Below are 18,051 nucleotides of genomic sequence, written 5' to 3' on the forward strand. Positions count from 1 at the left end.
CGACAGCGTCACGGCTTGCGTTACACTTGCAGCTGTTTCGCTGCCGCCATAACCAACTTCCAGTACCGTCTTCGCTGCGGCTACCGCTTGCTCATCCGTTTGCTCCAACTCAATTACAGTCAGCGTGAACGTCTTGGTCTCGCTTGCTGCGCCCTTAGTGATCGTCGCAGTCAGCGTTACTGTCGCATCGCCCAAACCATATGATCGACGCGTTACCGCACCTGTCGTTGCATCGATTGCTGCATCATCGGATGACCACGAAATCGTCACACCGTTCTGTCCTGTTGCCGACAGCGTCACGGCTTGCGTTACACTTGCAGCTGTTTCGCTGCCGCCATAACCAACTTCCAGTACCGTCTTCGCTGCGGCTACCGCTTGCTCATCCGTTTGCTCCAACTCCATTACAGTCAGCGTGAACGTCTTGGTCTCAGTTACTGCATTCTTCGTTATCGTCGCAGTCAGCGTTACCGTTGCATCTCCCAATCCGTATGCCAAACGCGTTACTGCGCCTGTCGTTGCATCGATTGCTGCATCATCGGATGACCACGAAATCGTCACACCGTTCTGTCCTGTTGCCGACAGCGTCACTGCTTGCGTTACGCTTGCAGACGTATCGCCGACACCGTAACCAACTTCCAGTGCCGCCTTCGCTGCGGTTACCGCTTGCGCGTCTGTTTGTGCCAGCTGCGGTACGGTCAGCGTGAACGTCTTGGTCTCGCTTGCTGTGCCTTTAGCAATCGTCGCGGTCAGCGTTACCGTTGCATCACCCAATCCATATGCCGGACGCGTTACCACACCTGTCGTTGCAGCGATTGCTACATCATCGGATGACCACGAAATTGTCACTCCGTTCTGCCCTGTTGCCGCCAGCGTCACTGCTTGCGTTACACTTGCAGCTGTTTCGCCGCCACCGTAACCAACTTCCAGTGCCGCCTTCGCTGCGGTTACCGCTTGCTCATCTGTTTGCGCTAACTCTATTACAGTCAACGTGAACGTCTTCGTTTCGATTGCTGCATTCTTAGCTATCGTCGCAGTCAGCGTTACTGCCGCATCGCCCAAACCATATGACCGACGCGTTACCGCACCTGTCGTTGCATCGACTGCTACATCATCGGATGACCACGAAATCGTCACGCCGTTCTGCCCTGTTGCCGCTAACGACACGGCTTGCGTTACACTTGCAGCTGTTTCGCCGCCACCGTAACCAACTTCCAGTGCCGCCTTCGCTGCGGTTACCGCTTGCGCATCCGATTGAGGCAGCTCTTTCACAGATAGAGTGAATGTTTTGGTCTGGCTTACTCCACCTCTGGTGATTGTCGCAGTCAACGTTACCGTCGCATCGCCCGCTCCGTAGATCGGACGCGTTACCGCACCTGTCGCTCCGATTACTGCTGCATCATCGGACGACCACGTAACTGTCGTTCCAAGCAATCCTGCCACAGGCAGCGTTACCGCTCCTGTTACGTTTGCAGCTGTATCCGTACCGCTATAACTTACTTCTAAGGCCGTCTTAGCTGCGGCTACTGCTTGCGCATCCGTTGGCGCCTGCTCCAATACGGTTAGCTCAAATGTTTTTGTCTGGCTTATTCCGCTTTTGCTAATCGTCGCAGTTAACGTTACCGTTGCATCGCCCGCTCCGTATGCCGGGCGCGTTACTGTTCCTGTCGCCCCGATCGTTGCCGGAACGTTGGACGACCATGAAACGGTCGTTCCATTCAGCCCTGCAACCGGCAAAGTTAACGCTTGCGTTACGCTTGCAGACGAATCACTTCCACCGTAACCGATGGCCAGTGCCGTATTTGCTGCGCTAATCGTATCCTTCGTCACGCTAACCGTCAGCGTTCCGGAAACATTACCCACCGGATCCGTGACAACAATGGCAATACTATTGGCTCCCTCCGCCAGTTTCGAGAGGTCGATTGGCAATGTCGCTTTACCGCCCGCAGCCACGACGCTCGCTCCGGTTTGGAGAACGTTCGTGCTCCCAACTTTCGCCGTCACCGAAGCTCCTGTTTCAGCGTTCACGATGATGTTGAAGTTTGCGGTCTGAGTAGTCCCCGCTTTGTCAGCCGTTCCATCTTCTATCGCGTCTATTGGTGGTTTCGTATCCTTTGTTACATGAACCGTTAAATCTTCGGAAAAGTTGCCCGAGGCATCTTTCAAAGAGATCACAATTGGGTTGTCGCCTTCCGTCAACTTACCGATCGCTATCAGAAGTGTCGCTTTCCCGCTACCTACAGGTACTTCTGTACCCGATTGCAAAACGTTCACGCCGCCAACTTCCGCTTTGGCTTTTGGCCCGTTTTGGGCATTCACGACGATATTAAAATCGTCTCTCTGAGTTGTCCCCGCTTTATTAGCAGTGCCATCCTCTGTCGGTGTCTTATAAATCGTGACTGCACCGGAAGCTGCCGATTGGGAGCCATCTTTGTAATTCACAGTGTCCCCGATCGCTTTGACTTTGACCGTATAATTGCCTGCTCCTGCAGCACGCATAGCGGCTAGTAGATTTGTACTCGTGCTGCCGCCGGCGGCTACCGAGACTGGGCTGCCCCAGATGGATCCGTTACGGTACAGCTGCACCTCATAACTAACCGCTCCGGTCACACTTCCCCAAGAAGCTGTTCCATCCGAAAGAAGCTGTACCCCCGCAACCTGCGATAGCGATGGAGCCGTGTTCGTTACGTTGACGGCTGTCCTAAAGAATGATCCGCCGGCGTTGATGTGTACGGAAATGGTCTGCCAACCAAGAGGCAGCTGGGACAAATAGGACTTCTTAATCGTCACCGTACTGCCTGATACGGTATAATCCATACCTGGTATCAACATCGTCCCATTATTGCTGACACTCTTAAAAGTACCCGAAAACGTGATCGGAATGTCCGTTTGATTGGAACTCCGCTTGTCAAATGCAGTTATCGAGGGAACTACATCTCCCGTGCTTGCCCAAGTATTATTATCCCCATTCGTAGACTTAAGGAGTCCCGAATCCCCGGCAGCATAAAATGCCCCACCGCCACTGCTATAAGTAACGAACCATAACGGGTTATAGTCAATAAGATCAGACCTCACCAGTGTCCAGCTTGCACTGCTGTCTGCCGACTTATAAATAGACCCCGTTTCATCAACTGCTATAAATAGGGCGTTTGCAAAAACAATCGATGTGAATCCATACTCCGAAACAGCAGGAGATTTTACGGTCCAATTGATTTTGTCCGTTGATACGAGCATGGTCCCCGGAGAGTCGCTCACTGCAATATATTTACCCATCCCGCTGGCAATAGACTTTAGTGCAGGTACACGCTGTGACAGAGCAACAGACGTCCAATTCGCATAATCCGTAGACGTTTTAATAAATCCGTCGTTGCCATGTTTCCCTACAGCAATGTAGGTTGTACCGTCGAACATAACATCGGACACCACACCGCCGTAGGCGTAATCCCAAGCAGTTCCGTTTCTCGAAACGACAATTCCATCGTTACCAAGCTGCATATAGACCCCATTTGCATAGAACCCATTTTGCGCGGTCATCGTAGTGGTTTTTGGAGCTTGCTTCGTGAAGGATGTGCCGGTTGAAGACGTAAAGACTGCGCCGTAAGATGTCCCATCACTTCCAAACAAATAGTACCCAGTACCATCATAAAGGCCGCCGAAAACTTGACCCGTTATGCTGACGGGTGTCCAGGTATATCCATCTGTAGAGGTATAAGTCCCCGCAAGAGGGTCGTTTGCATAGAAACGATTATTTAGACCAAGAACGGAGTTGATAAAGAACGATTTAGTACTATCGATCTTCTTTTGAGTCCAAGTGGTTCCATTGGTCGAAGTATGTACGTATCCGCCTGAATCGCCAATTACGATTGCAGTGCCGTTGAATCCGATGGAGGTAAGATCCTTGCTCGTCCCCACAGAGGACGGGTACCACGTAACGCCATTGGACGACTTGAGCAGCGTTCCACTGGCAGTGACCGCGTAAAACGCATTGTCCACCGTAACGAAAGCAACTTTCGCAATCCTGCTCGTAACCGTAGAGTCTCGCTGCGTCCAAACCGCACCGTCGGGCGACGTCATAATCGTCCCGTCGTAACCCACTGCTACGAACACATTATTACCAAAAGCAACACCTGTATAGGTGATGTCCAGTCTCGTTTTATCTGCGGCAATTTGCCAATCAAGCCCATTCGCAGACGTTAGGATTTTGCCGTAATAGCCTACCGCAACGTAGACCCCATTCCCATATGCAGCACCAGAGATGGGCTCATTTGGAACAGAACTGGTCAGCGCACCTGTCGATGCGGCAGACACAAATGCCTTTTGCTGAAAAAACACGCCAAAAGCAAGCATAAAACAAATAAGCATGATGATGGATTTTGATACATTTCTACTCACTAGTACACCTCTATTAACTATTAGTTTGAACTGATTCATGAATCAAGCTGCTTACTGACTTGTTGCCAGTAACAAGGATCCTATCACGACCTTTCATTTGGCCTTATATACAAGCATCGCTATGTGTGTAGATCAAGGTGCTGCGCCAGTACATTATCAAAAACTATTATAGCGTATATCACTACCTTACTAGTCATATTTTGTCGAATATAAATCTTTTTTTCTGTAAAACATTCCTCTCAACTAAAAAAACTCCCCAAACGGGGAGGTTATATCTACGAAAGCTCCATCTGCCGATTCTTCGAGAACTCCGAGAACTCCGAGAGCGCACCAGTTCCTTTGAAGGCGCTTCTAGGATCGCGGCCGGCGACGCAGACGTTAGCTCACAAACACCAGAAAGACACGGAAAGATATTTCCGTGTCTTCCAAAGCTGCCCGAGAAAGTCTCGACGGCGTGAGGTTTCTTTGTGCATGTTTAATTCATCCGTGCAAAAGAACAACAGCTAACGGTTGTCAGCGTGCTTATTTCATGAAAAAATCGGCTTTTCAAACGCTAACGGTTGTGACAGCACTTATTTGCTGCAAAAGGGTTGATTTCCATGAGGAAATGGCCACTTAAGCTCTCTGGCAACCGTTAGCGTATAGAAATAGCTTTTTCATGTAAAATAACCACTCTCACAACCGTTACAATTTTTGAATGTTGTTGTTACGGGATCCACTTGTCATAATGCTTCGTGGTGACGCTATTGTGTCTCTAAGCCTTAACTGCGTCGCCACGCACAATGCGCAGCACGCGATCCGGATAATTCGTCGTAATCCGAATATTCGGATACGCCTCGATAATCCGCGCCAGCACCTCCGAATCATCTACCGTCCAGACACCCAGATCCATGCCGAGCGTCGTCATCTCGTCCACCAGCTCTTGCGTAACGAAGCCATAATGCACCGACAGGCCTGTTGCGCCTGTATAACGAAGCTGCTCCGCAAGCAGCGTCGGCTTGCCGAGGAAGATCAGAGCCGTCGCGATCGACGGGTCGATTTCATGCGCCCGCTTCATGGAATCATGATTGAAGGAGGAGAGCACGATTTCCTCCTGCATGCCGTGCCGCTGAATCAGCGAGATAACCCGCTCCTCGATGCCTTCATATTCATTGGCCAGCATCTTCAGTTCCACATGCAGCTTGCAGCAGCCTTTGGCAAGCAGCAGTACCTCCTCCAGCGTCGGAATTCCCTGTCCCGCAAAAGCAGGATCAAACTTACTCCCCGCATCGAATTGACGCAGCTCTTCCAGCGTATAGGCTTTGACCGGACCTGTCCCGCTCGTTGTGCGGTCCAGCGTATGGTCGTGAATGACAACAGGGACGCCGTCCTTAGACAAATGCACATCCAGCTCAATCATCGGAATATCCGGTTCACTTAGTGCCAGCTCGAATGCTGCCATCGTATTCTCCGGCGCCTCTCCTGAACATCCACGGTGTGCCACAATTCTTACCATCGTCACTTCATCCTTCCCATCACTCTTCTTTTATTTGACGCCGTTATACACGAAAGCCTTGATAATCTGCCGTTGCGATAAGAAGAATACGATGAGGATCGGCACTACCAAGATCACGTTGCCGGCCATCAGAATATTCCACGTCGCAACGCCTTCTACTTCTCGGATCTTGGCGATGCCGAGCGGCAGTGTTCTTGCTGTTTCGTTAGTGGTCATGACAAGCGGCCAGAAATAGTCGTTCCAATGCGCAATGAAGCTAAACAAGGCGAACGTCACCAGCACCGGCTTCACGAGCGGCACCATGATCTGGACAATAACCTTCCATTCGGCCGCCTGATCCAGTCGCGCCGCTTCGATCAGCTCATCGGAGATTTGCATGAATGCCTGCCGCAGCAGGAAGATGCCGAAGGCGCTGGACGCGAAAGGCAGGATCAGGCCAAGATGCGTATTGAGCAGCTTGAATGCACTCAGCTCCAGGTATACGGGCAGGAAGATCAGCTGAGCCGGAATCATCAGTGTCACCATGACGATGCCGAACAGGAAGCCCGAACCGACGAACTTATATCTGGCGAAAGCATACGCAGCCGGAATGATCGTCAGCATCTGCAGAATCAGAATACCGACCGCAATGATGACGCTGTTCATGAAATAGTTGAGGAAGGGTCCCGTGTTCCACGCTTTCGAATAATTCTCCCAAACCGGATGGAGCGGAATCCACTGCGGTGGGAATACCATCGTTTCGGACAGTGTCTTCAGCGATGTGGATAGCATCCAGAAGAACGGCATTGCAAAAATCAGCACCAGCACCAGAAGGCCAATCGTATTTAACCCGCCCAAAAGAGCAGATATCGCACGTCTGATCGTCGCTTCACGGGTACGCGCATGACCCCGCTTACTGCTTGCAGCAGCAGTCCCGATAGATGGCCCGCTGATCGTATTGTCTACGGCTTTCAAGAGCTTCACCTCTTCTTAACGGTAATGAACGCGCTTCGACAGTAATTTGAAATAGATAATCGTAAGGATCCCGATGATGACCAGCAAGATGACGCCGGCCGCAGAAGCATAGCCGATCTTGAAGAAGCGGAATCCGTTCTCGTAGATGAAATAGACGAGCGTATTGGTGGAGTTGATCGGGCCGCCTTGCGTCATAATGGCGATGGTCTCGAACACCTGGAACGAACCGATCATGTTAATGATCACCAGGAAGAAAATCGAAGGCGACAGCATCGGCAGGATCAGCTTCCTGAACGTCGTCCAAGGTTTGGAACGATCCAGGGAGGCCGCTTCATAGATATCCGGCGGGATGCTCTGCAGCCCTGCGATGAACACCAATGCGTTGTAGCCAAGCCCTTTCCATACGGCTACGATGACCAGAGATACGAGCGATGTGCTTGGATGGGACAGCCATGCCAGCTTGCCGAAACCCACGAGCCCGATTACCCAGTTGAGCAGCCCGTACTCGGGATCCATCAGCCAACTCCACAGCAGGGATATCGACACGAGCGAGATAATGTGCGGGCTGAAGATCGCGCCTTGAACGAAGCCGTGAAAGAAGCTTTTGCGATTCAGCCATAGGGCGAGCAGCAGCGCAATTCCGGTCGTCAACGTGACCGTCAGCAGCGTGTAGATCGTCGTGTTCGTAAGTACCTGCCGGAAATCCGGCTCCGACAGCAGGTCTTTGAAATTCTGCAGGCCAACGAAAGTCTTCGTCGGGCTGACGAAATTCCAATCGAACATGCTTAAGTAGATCATGTAGAAGATGGGATAGATGAAGAACAAGGAGAACACGATAATCGCCGGAGCGACCATGCTATACGGACGCAGTCTTTCCCATACGGTCATGTTATCTTCCTCCAGCCGTCGCCAATTGTTTCGCGCTTGCTCTGGCCTCCACGCCGCGCAGTCTCTCTCCGTTCAGCCCGAAATAATAGAGCTGCTCATACGGAATCGTGACCTTCACGTGCGCGGCCGACTCGAGCGGCGCAAGGAAGGTTTTGACGAAGAAGATGCCGCTTCGCGATTGGATCTGATAAATATTTTCCGCTCCCAAACTCTCACGGGTTAGAATCTCGCCTTCGATGTCGTAGCCTTCGACCGCTTCGGCCGCGCCAATCAGCGCCTGCTCCGGACGGAATCCTACACGGCCCACAGTGATAGAGGACTGGATCTCCAGCTCGTGGATATCTCGCACATCCATCATGTTCATGGCCGGCGTTCCGATGAACTCCGCAGTGAATTGGTTAGCCGGGTCGTGATACAGCTTCATCGGCGTATCCGCCTGCTGGATAACCCCTTTGTTCATGACGACGATCTCATCGCCCATCGACATCGCTTCTACCTGATCATGCGTCACGTAGACGAACGTCGTGCCAAGGCGCTTGTGCAGCTGAATCAGCTCCGTTCTCATCTGGTTGCGCAGCTTCGCGTCCAGATTGGACAAGGGCTCATCGAGGATGAACACCTTCGGCTTCTTTACCATTGCCCGAGCGAGCGCTACCCGTTGACGCTGACCGCCGGATAAGTTCTGGGGCTTCTTGTTCAGATGCGGTGCTAAGCCGACAATCTCGGAGATGTCCATGATCAGCTTCTCGCGCTCGCTCTTGGCAATGCCCATGTTCTTCAAACCGAATTCAATATTGCCGCGGACGGTCATCGTCGGATACAGCGCATAGTTCTGGAACACCATCGCCACATCCCGCAGCCCCGGCGGCGTATCGTTCACGCATTTATCGTCAATCCAGATCTCACCGCTCGTCAGCTTCTCAAGTCCCGCTACCATGCGCAGCGTCGTGGATTTGCCACAGCCCGAAGGGCCGACAAGAACGGTGAACGATCCATCCTTGATGGTCAGGTTTAAATTTTCAATAATCGTCTCATCCTTGAATTTCTTGCCTATCTGCTTCAGCTCGATCTTTGCCATCCGCAATGTTCCTCCTTGTGATGGATTCTTGCATCGTACGCATAAGCTGCTCCAGCTCTTCCAGATGGTGCAAACGCAAATCCCAGACCTCCCGATCACTGCTCGGATAAGGAGAGATAAAACAAGTTCTGCCGCCCAGCTGCTTCACCGGATGCAGATCATTCCACGGGTTATCCCCGATCGACAAAATTTCATGCGCCTGATACCCTTGCTCAAGCAGCGCTTGGATGTATGAATGAAGGCCGTTAGGCTTATTGGCGTCGTACACGACCTCTTCGAAAATATGACGGATTCCCATGTAGCTCGTGAACTCAATCCCGGAGATGTGATGGGTATTGGTCATGAGCGCTTTTATCTCGACAGCGGTCAGCTCTTGGATGGATTGGAACAAGTCGGTGTGGCAGATGAATTGATAGCGAGTTTCTTCGACCATTTCCTTACGAACCCGATCGAACGCGGCTTTCAAATTCTGTTCGGGAAGTTTATATCTGTGGTTGAGAGCCGCCGCAATTCCCCAAGGGTCGCCAATAGGAACCAGATGCGGCACTTGGGCAGACACCGTTCCGTAACCATGAGCTTGCTCATCGGCCACTTTAGTCCCCTCCCAGGTATTGCCCCGGACGAACAACGTTCCCTCTCGAACCAACCACAAATCATCCTGCTTATGATAGAAATGTCCGAATTGAATCTCATGCTCGCCGGCCCGAATCGCTCTCCCTAATTGAATAGTTGCCTCGGTTTCACCCTCATGCGCCGTTCCCTCTAGCAGGTAACGGATATACCGATCCAGATAGGTATCTTCCTGGTAGAGCGTTCCGTCCATATCGAAAATAACCACTTTAATCGCAGATAACCAATTCTCGTTGTGCATGAATGCAAGCTCCCCTTGCTCTTAGGATGACAAGGAGAAGACACTTGCGAGCGCAAGGCTCCTCCTTGGTTGTAGTGCGAAATCTTATTTGGCGAGCAGCTTGTTGGCTTTCTCCGCCGCTTCATCCATCGCTTCCTGCGGAGTCACCTTCGGATCGAGAATCGCCTTCTCGATAGCTCCTCTGATGATCTTCGCCACTTCCGGATAAGCGTTCTCCATCGGGCGCGGTCTGGCGAATTCCAGTTGGTCTACGGCTACTTTGAATTGCGGGAACTCGATAAAATGCTGCTTCAGCTCATCGCTCTCTACGGCAGACATACGCGTCGGCAAGTAACCGACATGCTTGTGCTGGTAGATGGTGTTTTCCTTCGACGTCATCCATTTGAGGAATTCCCATGCCGCTTGCTTCTCTTCATCGCTGCTCTTCGACGTAATAACCAGCTGACAGCCGCCTGTCGGCACGCCGTAGCTGACATTAGAAGGCATGAACGCCGTATCCATCTCGAAGCCGCCTTGCTTAGCCAGTTCCAGACTTCCCGTTACGCCTGCTGTCGAAGCAAATTTGAATGCGGACAATTGGTTGGACCAGTCTTTGTCAGCCGTTGCTCCCGCTTCGTCACCCATCGGAATCTTGATCAAACCTTCGCCGACCAGCTTCTTCCAGAACTCTACCGGTGCTACGCCTTCAGGCGAGTTGAATGCTGCCGTCTTGCCGTCTTCGCTGAGCATCTTGCCGCCGCTCTGAGCAACGAGTCCCTCATAGAACCAGATATCCGCCGGCACGGTCATGCCGAGCTTGCCTTTCTCCTTCAGCACTTTGGAGTATTGCTCCAGCTCGTCCCATGTCTTCGGACCGGCAGGGTCAAGTCCGGCGTCTTTGAGCATCGTGACGTTCTTGTATAGAATCGGCGTGCTGCGCATGAATGGAAGGCCGTACAGCTTTCCGTCGACATACGCGTTGCCCATCAAACCCGGGTTGAAATCATCCAGCATTAGCTGATCCTTGTCTTTCTCTGCAAAAGCGGTCAGCTCTTCCAGCATGCCGGAGTGAGCGAATACGCCCGTGGAGGAGATTTCAAGATCGGTAACCGCAGGCGCATCTCCGGCTGCGAAGGCTGCTTGCACTTTCGCGTGAAGATCGTCGTAAGTACCTTGGTGTTCAGCTATGACTTCGTATTTGTCCTGCGATTCATTGAAGGTTTGAACCATGTGCTGCTTCGCTTCTTCAATCTTGTCGCCATAGGCATACCAATATTTGATGACGATCTTCTCGGCTGCAGGTGCTTCTGCCGGGTCTGCTGCTCCTGCCGTCGTATTGTTCGTGTTGGCATTCGCGCTAGTGTTTGTGTTTGCGCTAGTGTTGTTGTCCGTGTTCGTTTCGCTCGCTCCGCATGCCGACAGCACCCCTGTTGTCATTAGCATTGCAAGTGTCACAGTAGTAAGCTTCTTAACCATCGTCCAATCCTCCACCTTTTCTCTACTTGTTTTTGTACAATCGGCAGGTGCAACAAAAGAAACCTTAATCCTGCCGAGGGCTATTAGCCCTCAAGCGGATAAGGTTTCTCCATTACTCCAACCGATCGCTATTTACTTTTCATAATGAATGATACAGGAGTTTCGTTAACGCCAGGTTATCCTATTGCAAAGATTATATGGATTTTCATCTAGTGCGTGAGGAGCGAAGAGCCGATGCATTTCCATAACTCCGGCTTTGACGTCGAGATGGCAGCGGCTCCGTGTTTCAAACAATTCTCTGCCTGCTCCGGCTCGTACAGCAAACCTCCGGTAATGATCGGAAGCGAAGTGAACGCCCTCACCTTGTCGAAAATATCAGGGATACGCGCAGGCATGACTTCCACGATATCCGGCTCGCTCTGGGCGAGACTCTTCGCGATGTTGTCCAAGCCTTCACTATCGACGAGGAAGAAACGCTGAATGGTGAGCAGCCCCATCTTCTTCGCGGTTTTCACGACATTGGTCTTGGTCGAAATAATGCCTGTCGGCTTGATGACCTTCGCCAGGTAATCCAGCCCGTAATTGTCCGTACTGAGGCCGCCGATCTTCTCCAGATGCAGGAAGACCGGGAGCTGGTGTTGCTTAAACACGTCCACATATCCTTGTATGACGCCGATGTGCCCGGTTAACAGAAAGACGCCGCTCAACTGGTTGCGTAAGGACAGGGCGGTCTCGATATGCCTCGGGTCCTTAATGGAAGCGATCATTCTGTGCGCGGCGAGGCGCTCCAGAAATGTGGCATGGTTCAAAGCAGCCTGCTTCGTTCTTGTTGTCTCCATTATTGGGGCTGCTCCGCTGTTGCTGTTACCGGCGACAAGGGAATGTTGTATTCCCGGTCGGCGTCTAGCCCGCGAGCGTCGGGGTTGTAGCGGTAATGCGAGATATGTCTGTGAAGGGTTTCAGCATGCTCCATCAGGCCTTCGTCTTCGACTGTGGCATCTATGGTCGAGATCCGGATGTGCTCATCCTCGAGCTCGACGATTCGGAAGCCAGGCTGATCCAACGCTGCGGCCAACTGCACGAACGTCCAGTTGTTCTGCGCTACGATCGAATTCACATGCGTGTGTCCGTTGAAATAAACACCTGTTCCCTGTTTCCGATTGAGAATGCGCCACATGTCGATGCTCGGATGAATGGAGCCTTTGTCCAGCTCCGATCGGGTCGTCGTCTGATACACAGGGTGATGACCGAAGACAAGCAGCGGCTTCGTGCCGGATTTCTCCACGCAGTACTCCAGCCACTGCAGCTGCTCATCATCCATCCAGCCGCTCCAATCGGCGGTGTTCATCTCTCTGGCCGTGTCCAGAAACACCAGCGTCGCCACGTCTGTATCGATGGCGTGATAACGCTCCTGCCCCGTGATCTCCAGTACCTGCTCACGTGTTTGCGAGTAGAGATCGTGGTTGCCCAGCACATGAATGAAATTCCGCTCCTCATGCCACAGCAGATCATACACGTCCAGCAGCTCTTCGCGCGAGCCGAAATTCGTCAGGTCCCCAAGCGATATATGCAAATCGGCATCGGTATTCAGGAATTGCTCCAGCAGCGTCCCGTAGAAAGCCGTCCTAGCTTCCGGCAGACCCGGAATCGCGGTATCGATGTCGTGATAATGTAAGTCACCCATTAGCAGTAGTTTCATTCGTTCTCTCCTCCTGGAAATACGGATTTTGCAATGCTCACCCTCATGTTACAGAGCGAGTGTTGATTGTCCGTTAAGCGTAGGAGATGTTTTTGTAAAGGTTTTGGGTGGGGAAGGGGCAGAGCGATTGTTAGCCATATCTGGTGATCGAAGAATGGAAATAAACCCGATTTCCACTGCTAAGCGGAAGTCGGGTTTATTGGGTTCTAAGCGATTGTGAACATCCCAGGCTTAAGGATAAGATTGATGATCCGTGTCGCGCCGTCTGTACATACTCATCAACTTGTCGACGGGAAGCTTCTCGGGAAGCGGTGCAGCCCTATCCTGATACCAGTAGGCGGTCGAAGAGTACCAGTAGGGCTTCAGGTGCTTTGCCTCCCATGGGTTCACGAACGAGATGCTAAGATTCTTCTCGAATGCAATGGCGTCATGTTCGTGAAACCGATACATGCTGATCATCGAACGCAGCGTGTCTTTCAGCGGCACGCCGTGCAGCTCTCCGTAAAATTCGCCGTCCCTGAAGTACCAGCCGCCATTGAAATAATCTTCCAGTCCGGTGCCAACGATCGTCGGGTTCTCGCGGTCTTCCGTGTCGATGAACATATATTCCGGCGCTTCCAAGTACGACAAGTAGTTGAGATCCTCTCCCTGCATGGACAGGCAGCATCCGACGTAATGGCCGCGTCCTTGAATGTCTACCAGAGGAAGCGGGTCCGTGCCTCCTAGACGGGCCGTCCGGAAGAGGCAATGGAACCGCCCGGCATTCTTCGGTAGTTCGTCGTATTCCTCGTAGTTGGCGTTAAAGAAAACATCAAGCGGGATGCTCTCATGCAAGTTCTCAAGCTCAATGCGCACTTGATTGTATGGCATCAGGAAGTAGGAATAGAATCCTCCGCTCGACATTCCGATATAACGTGAGACGAAGTGCCGGAATTCGCAATGGCCGATGCCGAAGAAATCGCCGATCGGACATTCCACGGACGGCTGTGACTCCCCGTCCCAATAGATACGGATGATGAGCTTCTTCAACGTAGATGTATCATTCTCGGCTTGCGTTTCCCAATGTCGCCAGAACCATCCGGGAAAGGTCAACCACATCCGGCTGATCATGCCTGGCTTGTCACTCTCTACAATCGTGCGCGGAGGCTCGCCGGGCATGATTCTCACCGTCTTGCTCTTGGTAACGGGATCGAAGGTCGTGAATTGACGGGTTGTCGCTTTTCTAATTTCATGTAAAGCGGGGAACATACTCATCTCTCCTATTCGCCTCTACTCTATCGTTCTGGCTGGATTATGGCTACGTTTGGCAAACGCTCAGAAATTGCTTTGTCGTCTCCTTCACGCAAGAATGCCAGCCACGCAGCCGCCAGTTGAGGATCAAACTGCCTGCCGGCCAGCGCTTCGATCTCGCGCTGTGCTTCACTCGCACATAAGGCTTGTTTGTAAACCTGATCATGTGTCATGACATCGTACGCATCCGCAATAGCAAGCAAACGGGATAGGTATGGAATTTGCTCCTGTGACAGCCCATAAGGATAACCGCTGCCGTCCCAGCGCTCATGCATGCCTCGAATCGCTTCGGCAAGCGCCCATTCGCCGATAGAAGCCGCCATCCGGTAGCCAACCTCACTATGGCTCTTAACGATCTCCCATTCTTCTTCGTTTAACGAACCAGGCTTGAGCAAGATATCAGAGGGAAGCGCCAAATAACCGATATTATGCATGGAAATCAGCGACTCCAGCACCTTCATGTCATGCGAGCTCGGCTGCATGCCGATCCAAAGGGCGAAGCGGGTTGCCTGTTCAGCCAGCCGCCTCTGATTCTTTCTCTCCACGAAGAGCTTGTCATGCAGTGCGGAAGTCACGCTTTTCATCATCTCGGCACGAACCAGTTGATTCTCCCGAAGCTTATTCTTGTACATCTGCTTCTCTGCGGCTACAAATGCAGTCATTAACGGCATGTCCGTATTCACGATTGCAGCGGATCCGATTGCCATGGATACTTGCACGGAATCGATGGTCGACTGCTCGCATGCCGCCTTCAACCGAGCTGCTGCAGCATCGCAATTATCCTTGTCCGTGCCTGGCAGAAGGACTACAAACTCGTCCCCGCCCCAACGGGCCAGCGTCGCCGTTTCGTCATCGAACACAGATTGTATCAGCTCTGCGCTGCGAACTAACAGTCGGTCGCCTTCGTGATGTCCGAATACATCGTTTGCCAGCTTTAAGCCGTTTAGATCAATGACAAGCACACTGACGGGCAGCCACTCAAGAGGAGGAGGCAGACTCAGAACAGGCTCCAAATAATTCCGGTTATAGAACGACGTCAACGGATCCCGATAACTTAAATATCGAATGCGTTCTTCGGAAGCAATTCGTTCCGTTACGTCGGTTATAATAAGCAGCAATAGGGGATCATCGGTCATTTCATCTACGATGGGGCGGTATTCCAGCGTCACGACAGCCTCCCCGATCATCGTTCTCTCCGGCATACTTGCAAGCAGCAGCCGGCCTTCGTTCAACGAAACGCCGGCACTTAGTGCCATGCTTAACAACTTGCGAAGTGTCGGTACATCTTCATGGGTCGAGCCGAAGAGCAAATCGACAATATCCTCTCCGAAGACGCTTCTGCCGAAGATGCGCTTACACTCCTTGCTGAACTGAGGATTGACGCGCAAATTGGAGCCGAATGTGAGGAAGCCTTGATTCGCATGATCCAGCAAACACTTCAAATCATTCTCGCGGCGCCTGAGCATGCTTGACTGCACATCGCTGATAGAAGCGATCTTCTTGGACAATTTCATCAGCTTCTCGTATTCAAGCAGCAGCCCCTCATACTCCTTTTTCAAGTCGTCCGCCGACAGCTCAGAACGCTCCAGCTCCTGCTTGCTTCGGAAGAGCACGCTCTGCTCATGCCGATAGATGTCATTATGCTTATCCAGATTCCCCATTCGATTCCCCTCTGTACCTGTGCTCGTCGTCGCCTACAAGAAAAGAAAGCACTGTAATATCATCACGCTGTCGCACTTCTCGCATATAGGATTCGAGAGATTGCATAATCTTATCGCGCTGCTCCGTCTCCTTCAAATCCCAAATGGACAGTAACAGCTCCTCAAACCGCTTTCGCCCGAAGGCATGATCCCGGTCTCCGCCGTTCTGGTCCATTAGTCCATCCGTTAAGAGATACATTCTTGCTTGGCCTTCCGGCAACGCAACATTCGTAAACCGGTAATCGCTTGGCGTGCGCCGATAGCCTATGCCGCTGCGGTCTCCCTTCCACGACTGCAATCCATCCGAGTCCAGCCTATATAACCAGCAGGACGCCCCGGCAAAGGTTACAGACCCGTCTTGCTCTATGGCGCATAAGCCGATGGACAAGCCGTCGTCCGTTATCCCCTCTTGCCCCCCGCGATGCAGCGTTTCCTTTATCAGCCGGTTCAGCTCCTCCAGCATATCCGCCGGGGTATAGCCGGCATCCGTCTCTACAATACGATTGAGCGAGGACAACGCCAGCATCGTCATGAACGCTCCGGGGACGCCATGTCCCGTACAATCTCCCACCGCAACGAAAGTTCTGCCGTGCCGCTGCGACACCCAGAAGAAATCGCCGCTGACAACATCTCTCGGCTGCCAGACCACGAAAGGCGCTCTCAGCAGCTCCTCGATCGCCTCGGGCTTCGGTAGAACGGATTGCTGCAGCAGACTCGCATAATTAATGCTGTCCAGCATCTCCTGGTTACGCTCCGACAGTTCCTTCGTCCGAAGTGTAATCTCCTCTTCCAGCCGCCGGTTCAAATCAACTGCCCGATTGTACGGATTTGCAATTCTGCGGGAGATATAGAAGAAGAATCCAATGGTCCCCAGAATGGTAACCAAAGCCGCGAAGGCCGTATTCCAGCGTATCGACTGCAGGAAGCCTGTCGTTTCCCGTCTCTCTACCTCGACGTATAACTGATGATCCGTCGATCGCAGGTGCTGTCTGATTAAGTCCACTCTGCCGGCTTCTGGCCGATCATAGTCCAGAACGACCATTTTGCCTTTCTTATCGCCGTCGATCTTCGACAGCTGACGTTGTGCCGAATCCGGCAGCACCTCGCTAATATTGCGTCCGTTATCGGAAGCATCGTCGGACAGATAAATTTCCCCATCGCTGCCGGTAAGCCATAGATTGATCCCTTTGCCGTCCTTATACGAATCAAACTCCTCCGACAGCTCATCCAGCTTCATGCCTACGCCGACGATACCGAGCGGCTTGCGGAGATCATCACCGGCCAAGACGTTGATGAAGGCGAATACGCCATGAAGCTCCTCATTATTATCAAAGTTAATGGATACCTGCCGCCCAGCTGCCAACGTATCGAAGAACCAGGCGTCCGAAGGATCTTCCTTCTTGATAACGGACAGCAGCCTGCCGTCGTAACTCCAATACTTGCGAGTGGATACGCCTACGATAAACGTAGCGCTGTAGCCGAGCTCCTCGTGCAGGTAGCTTGTCTTCTTGCTGATCATATCGGCAAGCCGTTTGTCCTTCTCTTCACCGGACAGCCACTCCAACACGAAAGGGTCATGGGAGAGCGTAAGCGACGTTTCCACTGCTCGTTCAATTCTACCGTCCACGCGTGCCGAGATAGAGTTCGCGAGCGACTGCAGATCACGCGTCTTCAGCTTATGCAGCGCTTCCTGCTCCGTGACTCTATAGATATAGGAACCTATTAGAATAATCGATAGAGCGATTAATGCGCTAGCCAGCACCATCACCCTGCGAATGCCAATATCTAATTGTCCATCAACAATACCCCTTGGCGCAATCCGCTGCCGCCCCTCTTCCTTCACGCTCCCGAACCTCGCGGGAGTATAGCGAACGGCAACTGCAGGTCTTCCTTAAATTCTTCCGCACATTCCTGCTCAGCTTCATTCTCTTCGTCGCAGAACCAGCGAACCTCGATCTTTTTGCCGCTTACAAACGCTTTGTCCAGCCTTTCCAATATATGCATTAAACATTTGGTGCTGCTCGTATTGACGTATGGCAGCTGAAGCTCAATTGTGACAATGGTGGTCTGCTTCATTTGGTCCAAGTAGTCATCCAGCCAGTTCATCAGAGGTTCATAGAATCGGAACGCATTCTCAGGAAAGGATTGACCTGTTATAACCAGCGTTCCTGCTTCCGGATCGAACCGGACCTCTGGGGTGCTTTTCGTTGATTCAACATATAATGAATTCAT

The 18,051-nt window shown here is 52.1% G+C and carries 13 protein-coding genes; all 13 read right to left on the minus strand.

Features of this window, described 5'->3' with window-relative positions; translation table 11 throughout:
* The coding region (locus AC0YNS_RS18600) for an immunoglobulin-like domain-containing protein (RefSeq protein WP_475782482.1) at positions 1–4,389 on the minus strand (4,389 nt) is incomplete at its 3' end.
* Positions 4,390–5,143: 754 nt separating this feature from the next.
* Entirely contained in the window at positions 5,144–5,884 is a 741-nt protein-coding gene (locus AC0YNS_RS18605; RefSeq protein ID WP_475782483.1) for a glycerophosphodiester phosphodiesterase, read from the minus strand.
* Positions 5,885–5,914: 30 nt separating this feature from the next.
* Positions 5,915–6,745: a carbohydrate ABC transporter permease gene (locus AC0YNS_RS18610; RefSeq protein ID WP_475782922.1), complete on the minus strand. Its 831-nt coding sequence runs from the start codon at positions 6,743–6,745 to the stop codon at positions 5,915–5,917.
* A 108-nt stretch (positions 6,746–6,853) separates the two neighbouring features.
* Positions 6,854–7,726: a carbohydrate ABC transporter permease gene (locus tag AC0YNS_RS18615; RefSeq protein ID WP_475782484.1), complete on the minus strand. Its 873-nt coding sequence runs from the start codon at positions 7,724–7,726 to the stop codon at positions 6,854–6,856.
* Position 7,727: 1 nt separating this feature from the next.
* Positions 7,728–8,804 (minus strand): ABC transporter ATP-binding protein, encoded by a 1,077-nt coding sequence (locus AC0YNS_RS18620; RefSeq protein WP_475782485.1) that lies wholly within the window; start codon positions 8,802–8,804, stop codon positions 7,728–7,730.
* Positions 8,758–9,675 (minus strand): HAD family hydrolase, encoded by a 918-nt coding sequence (locus AC0YNS_RS18625; RefSeq protein WP_475782486.1) that lies wholly within the window; start codon positions 9,673–9,675, stop codon positions 8,758–8,760. Before AC0YNS_RS18625 ends, AC0YNS_RS18620 begins: the two co-directional genes overlap by 47 nt.
* An 84-nt stretch (positions 9,676–9,759) precedes the next feature.
* A complete protein-coding gene (locus tag AC0YNS_RS18630) occupies positions 9,760–11,130 on the minus strand; it encodes an ABC transporter substrate-binding protein (protein WP_475782487.1) in 1,371 nt (456 codons plus the stop codon).
* A gap of 209 nt (positions 11,131–11,339) precedes the next feature.
* Positions 11,340–11,969, minus strand: coding sequence for a glycerol-3-phosphate responsive antiterminator (locus AC0YNS_RS18635; RefSeq protein ID WP_475782488.1), 630 nt, complete (start codon positions 11,967–11,969; stop codon positions 11,340–11,342).
* Positions 11,969–12,829 carry a metallophosphoesterase family protein gene (locus AC0YNS_RS18640; RefSeq protein ID WP_475782489.1) on the minus strand — a complete coding sequence of 287 codons (861 nt, stop codon included), beginning with the start codon at positions 12,827–12,829 and terminating at the stop codon, positions 11,969–11,971. Before AC0YNS_RS18640 ends, AC0YNS_RS18635 begins: the two co-directional genes overlap by 1 nt.
* Positions 12,830–13,060: 231 nt before the next feature.
* Complete coding sequence (locus tag AC0YNS_RS18645) at positions 13,061–14,077, minus strand: glycoside hydrolase family 172 protein (RefSeq protein WP_475782490.1); 1,017 nt, start codon at positions 14,075–14,077, stop codon at positions 13,061–13,063.
* A gap of 26 nt (positions 14,078–14,103) precedes the next feature.
* Positions 14,104–15,780, minus strand: coding sequence for a bifunctional diguanylate cyclase/phosphohydrolase (locus AC0YNS_RS18650; RefSeq protein WP_475782491.1), 1,677 nt, complete (start codon positions 15,778–15,780; stop codon positions 14,104–14,106).
* A complete protein-coding gene (locus AC0YNS_RS18655) occupies positions 15,764–17,662 on the minus strand; it encodes a SpoIIE family protein phosphatase (protein WP_475782492.1) in 1,899 nt (632 codons plus the stop codon). Before AC0YNS_RS18655 ends, AC0YNS_RS18650 begins: the two co-directional genes overlap by 17 nt.
* Positions 17,659–18,051 carry a DUF1987 domain-containing protein gene (locus tag AC0YNS_RS18660; protein WP_475782493.1) on the minus strand — a complete coding sequence of 131 codons (393 nt, stop codon included), beginning with the start codon at positions 18,049–18,051 and terminating at the stop codon, positions 17,659–17,661. Before AC0YNS_RS18660 ends, AC0YNS_RS18655 begins: the two co-directional genes overlap by 4 nt.

The sequence above is a fragment of the Paenibacillus sp. J22FR21 genome, from assembly GCF_056269135.1.

Coding starts and splice junctions, on each gene's coding strand:
- AC0YNS_RS18630 (WP_475782487.1), bottom strand. CDS start 11,130: ATGGTTAAGAAGCTTACTACTGTGACACTTGCAATGCTAATGACAACA.
- AC0YNS_RS18650 (WP_475782491.1), bottom strand. CDS start 15,780: ATGGGGAATCTGGATAAGCATAATGACATCTATCGGCATGAGCAGAGC.
- AC0YNS_RS18640 (WP_475782489.1), bottom strand. CDS start 12,829: ATGAAACTACTGCTAATGGGTGACTTACATTATCACGACATCGATACC.
- AC0YNS_RS18635 (WP_475782488.1), bottom strand. CDS start 11,969: ATGGAGACAACAAGAACGAAGCAGGCTGCTTTGAACCATGCCACATTT.
- AC0YNS_RS18615 (WP_475782484.1), bottom strand. CDS start 7,726: ATGACCGTATGGGAAAGACTGCGTCCGTATAGCATGGTCGCTCCGGCG.
- AC0YNS_RS18620 (WP_475782485.1), bottom strand. CDS start 8,804: ATGGCAAAGATCGAGCTGAAGCAGATAGGCAAGAAATTCAAGGATGAG.
- AC0YNS_RS18660 (WP_475782493.1), bottom strand. CDS start 18,051: ATGAATTCATTATATGTTGAATCAACGAAAAGCACCCCAGAGGTCCGG.
- AC0YNS_RS18605 (WP_475782483.1), bottom strand. CDS start 5,884: ATGGTAAGAATTGTGGCACACCGTGGATGTTCAGGAGAGGCGCCGGAG.
- AC0YNS_RS18625 (WP_475782486.1), bottom strand. CDS start 9,675: ATGCACAACGAGAATTGGTTATCTGCGATTAAAGTGGTTATTTTCGAT.
- AC0YNS_RS18645 (WP_475782490.1), bottom strand. CDS start 14,077: ATGTTCCCCGCTTTACATGAAATTAGAAAAGCGACAACCCGTCAATTC.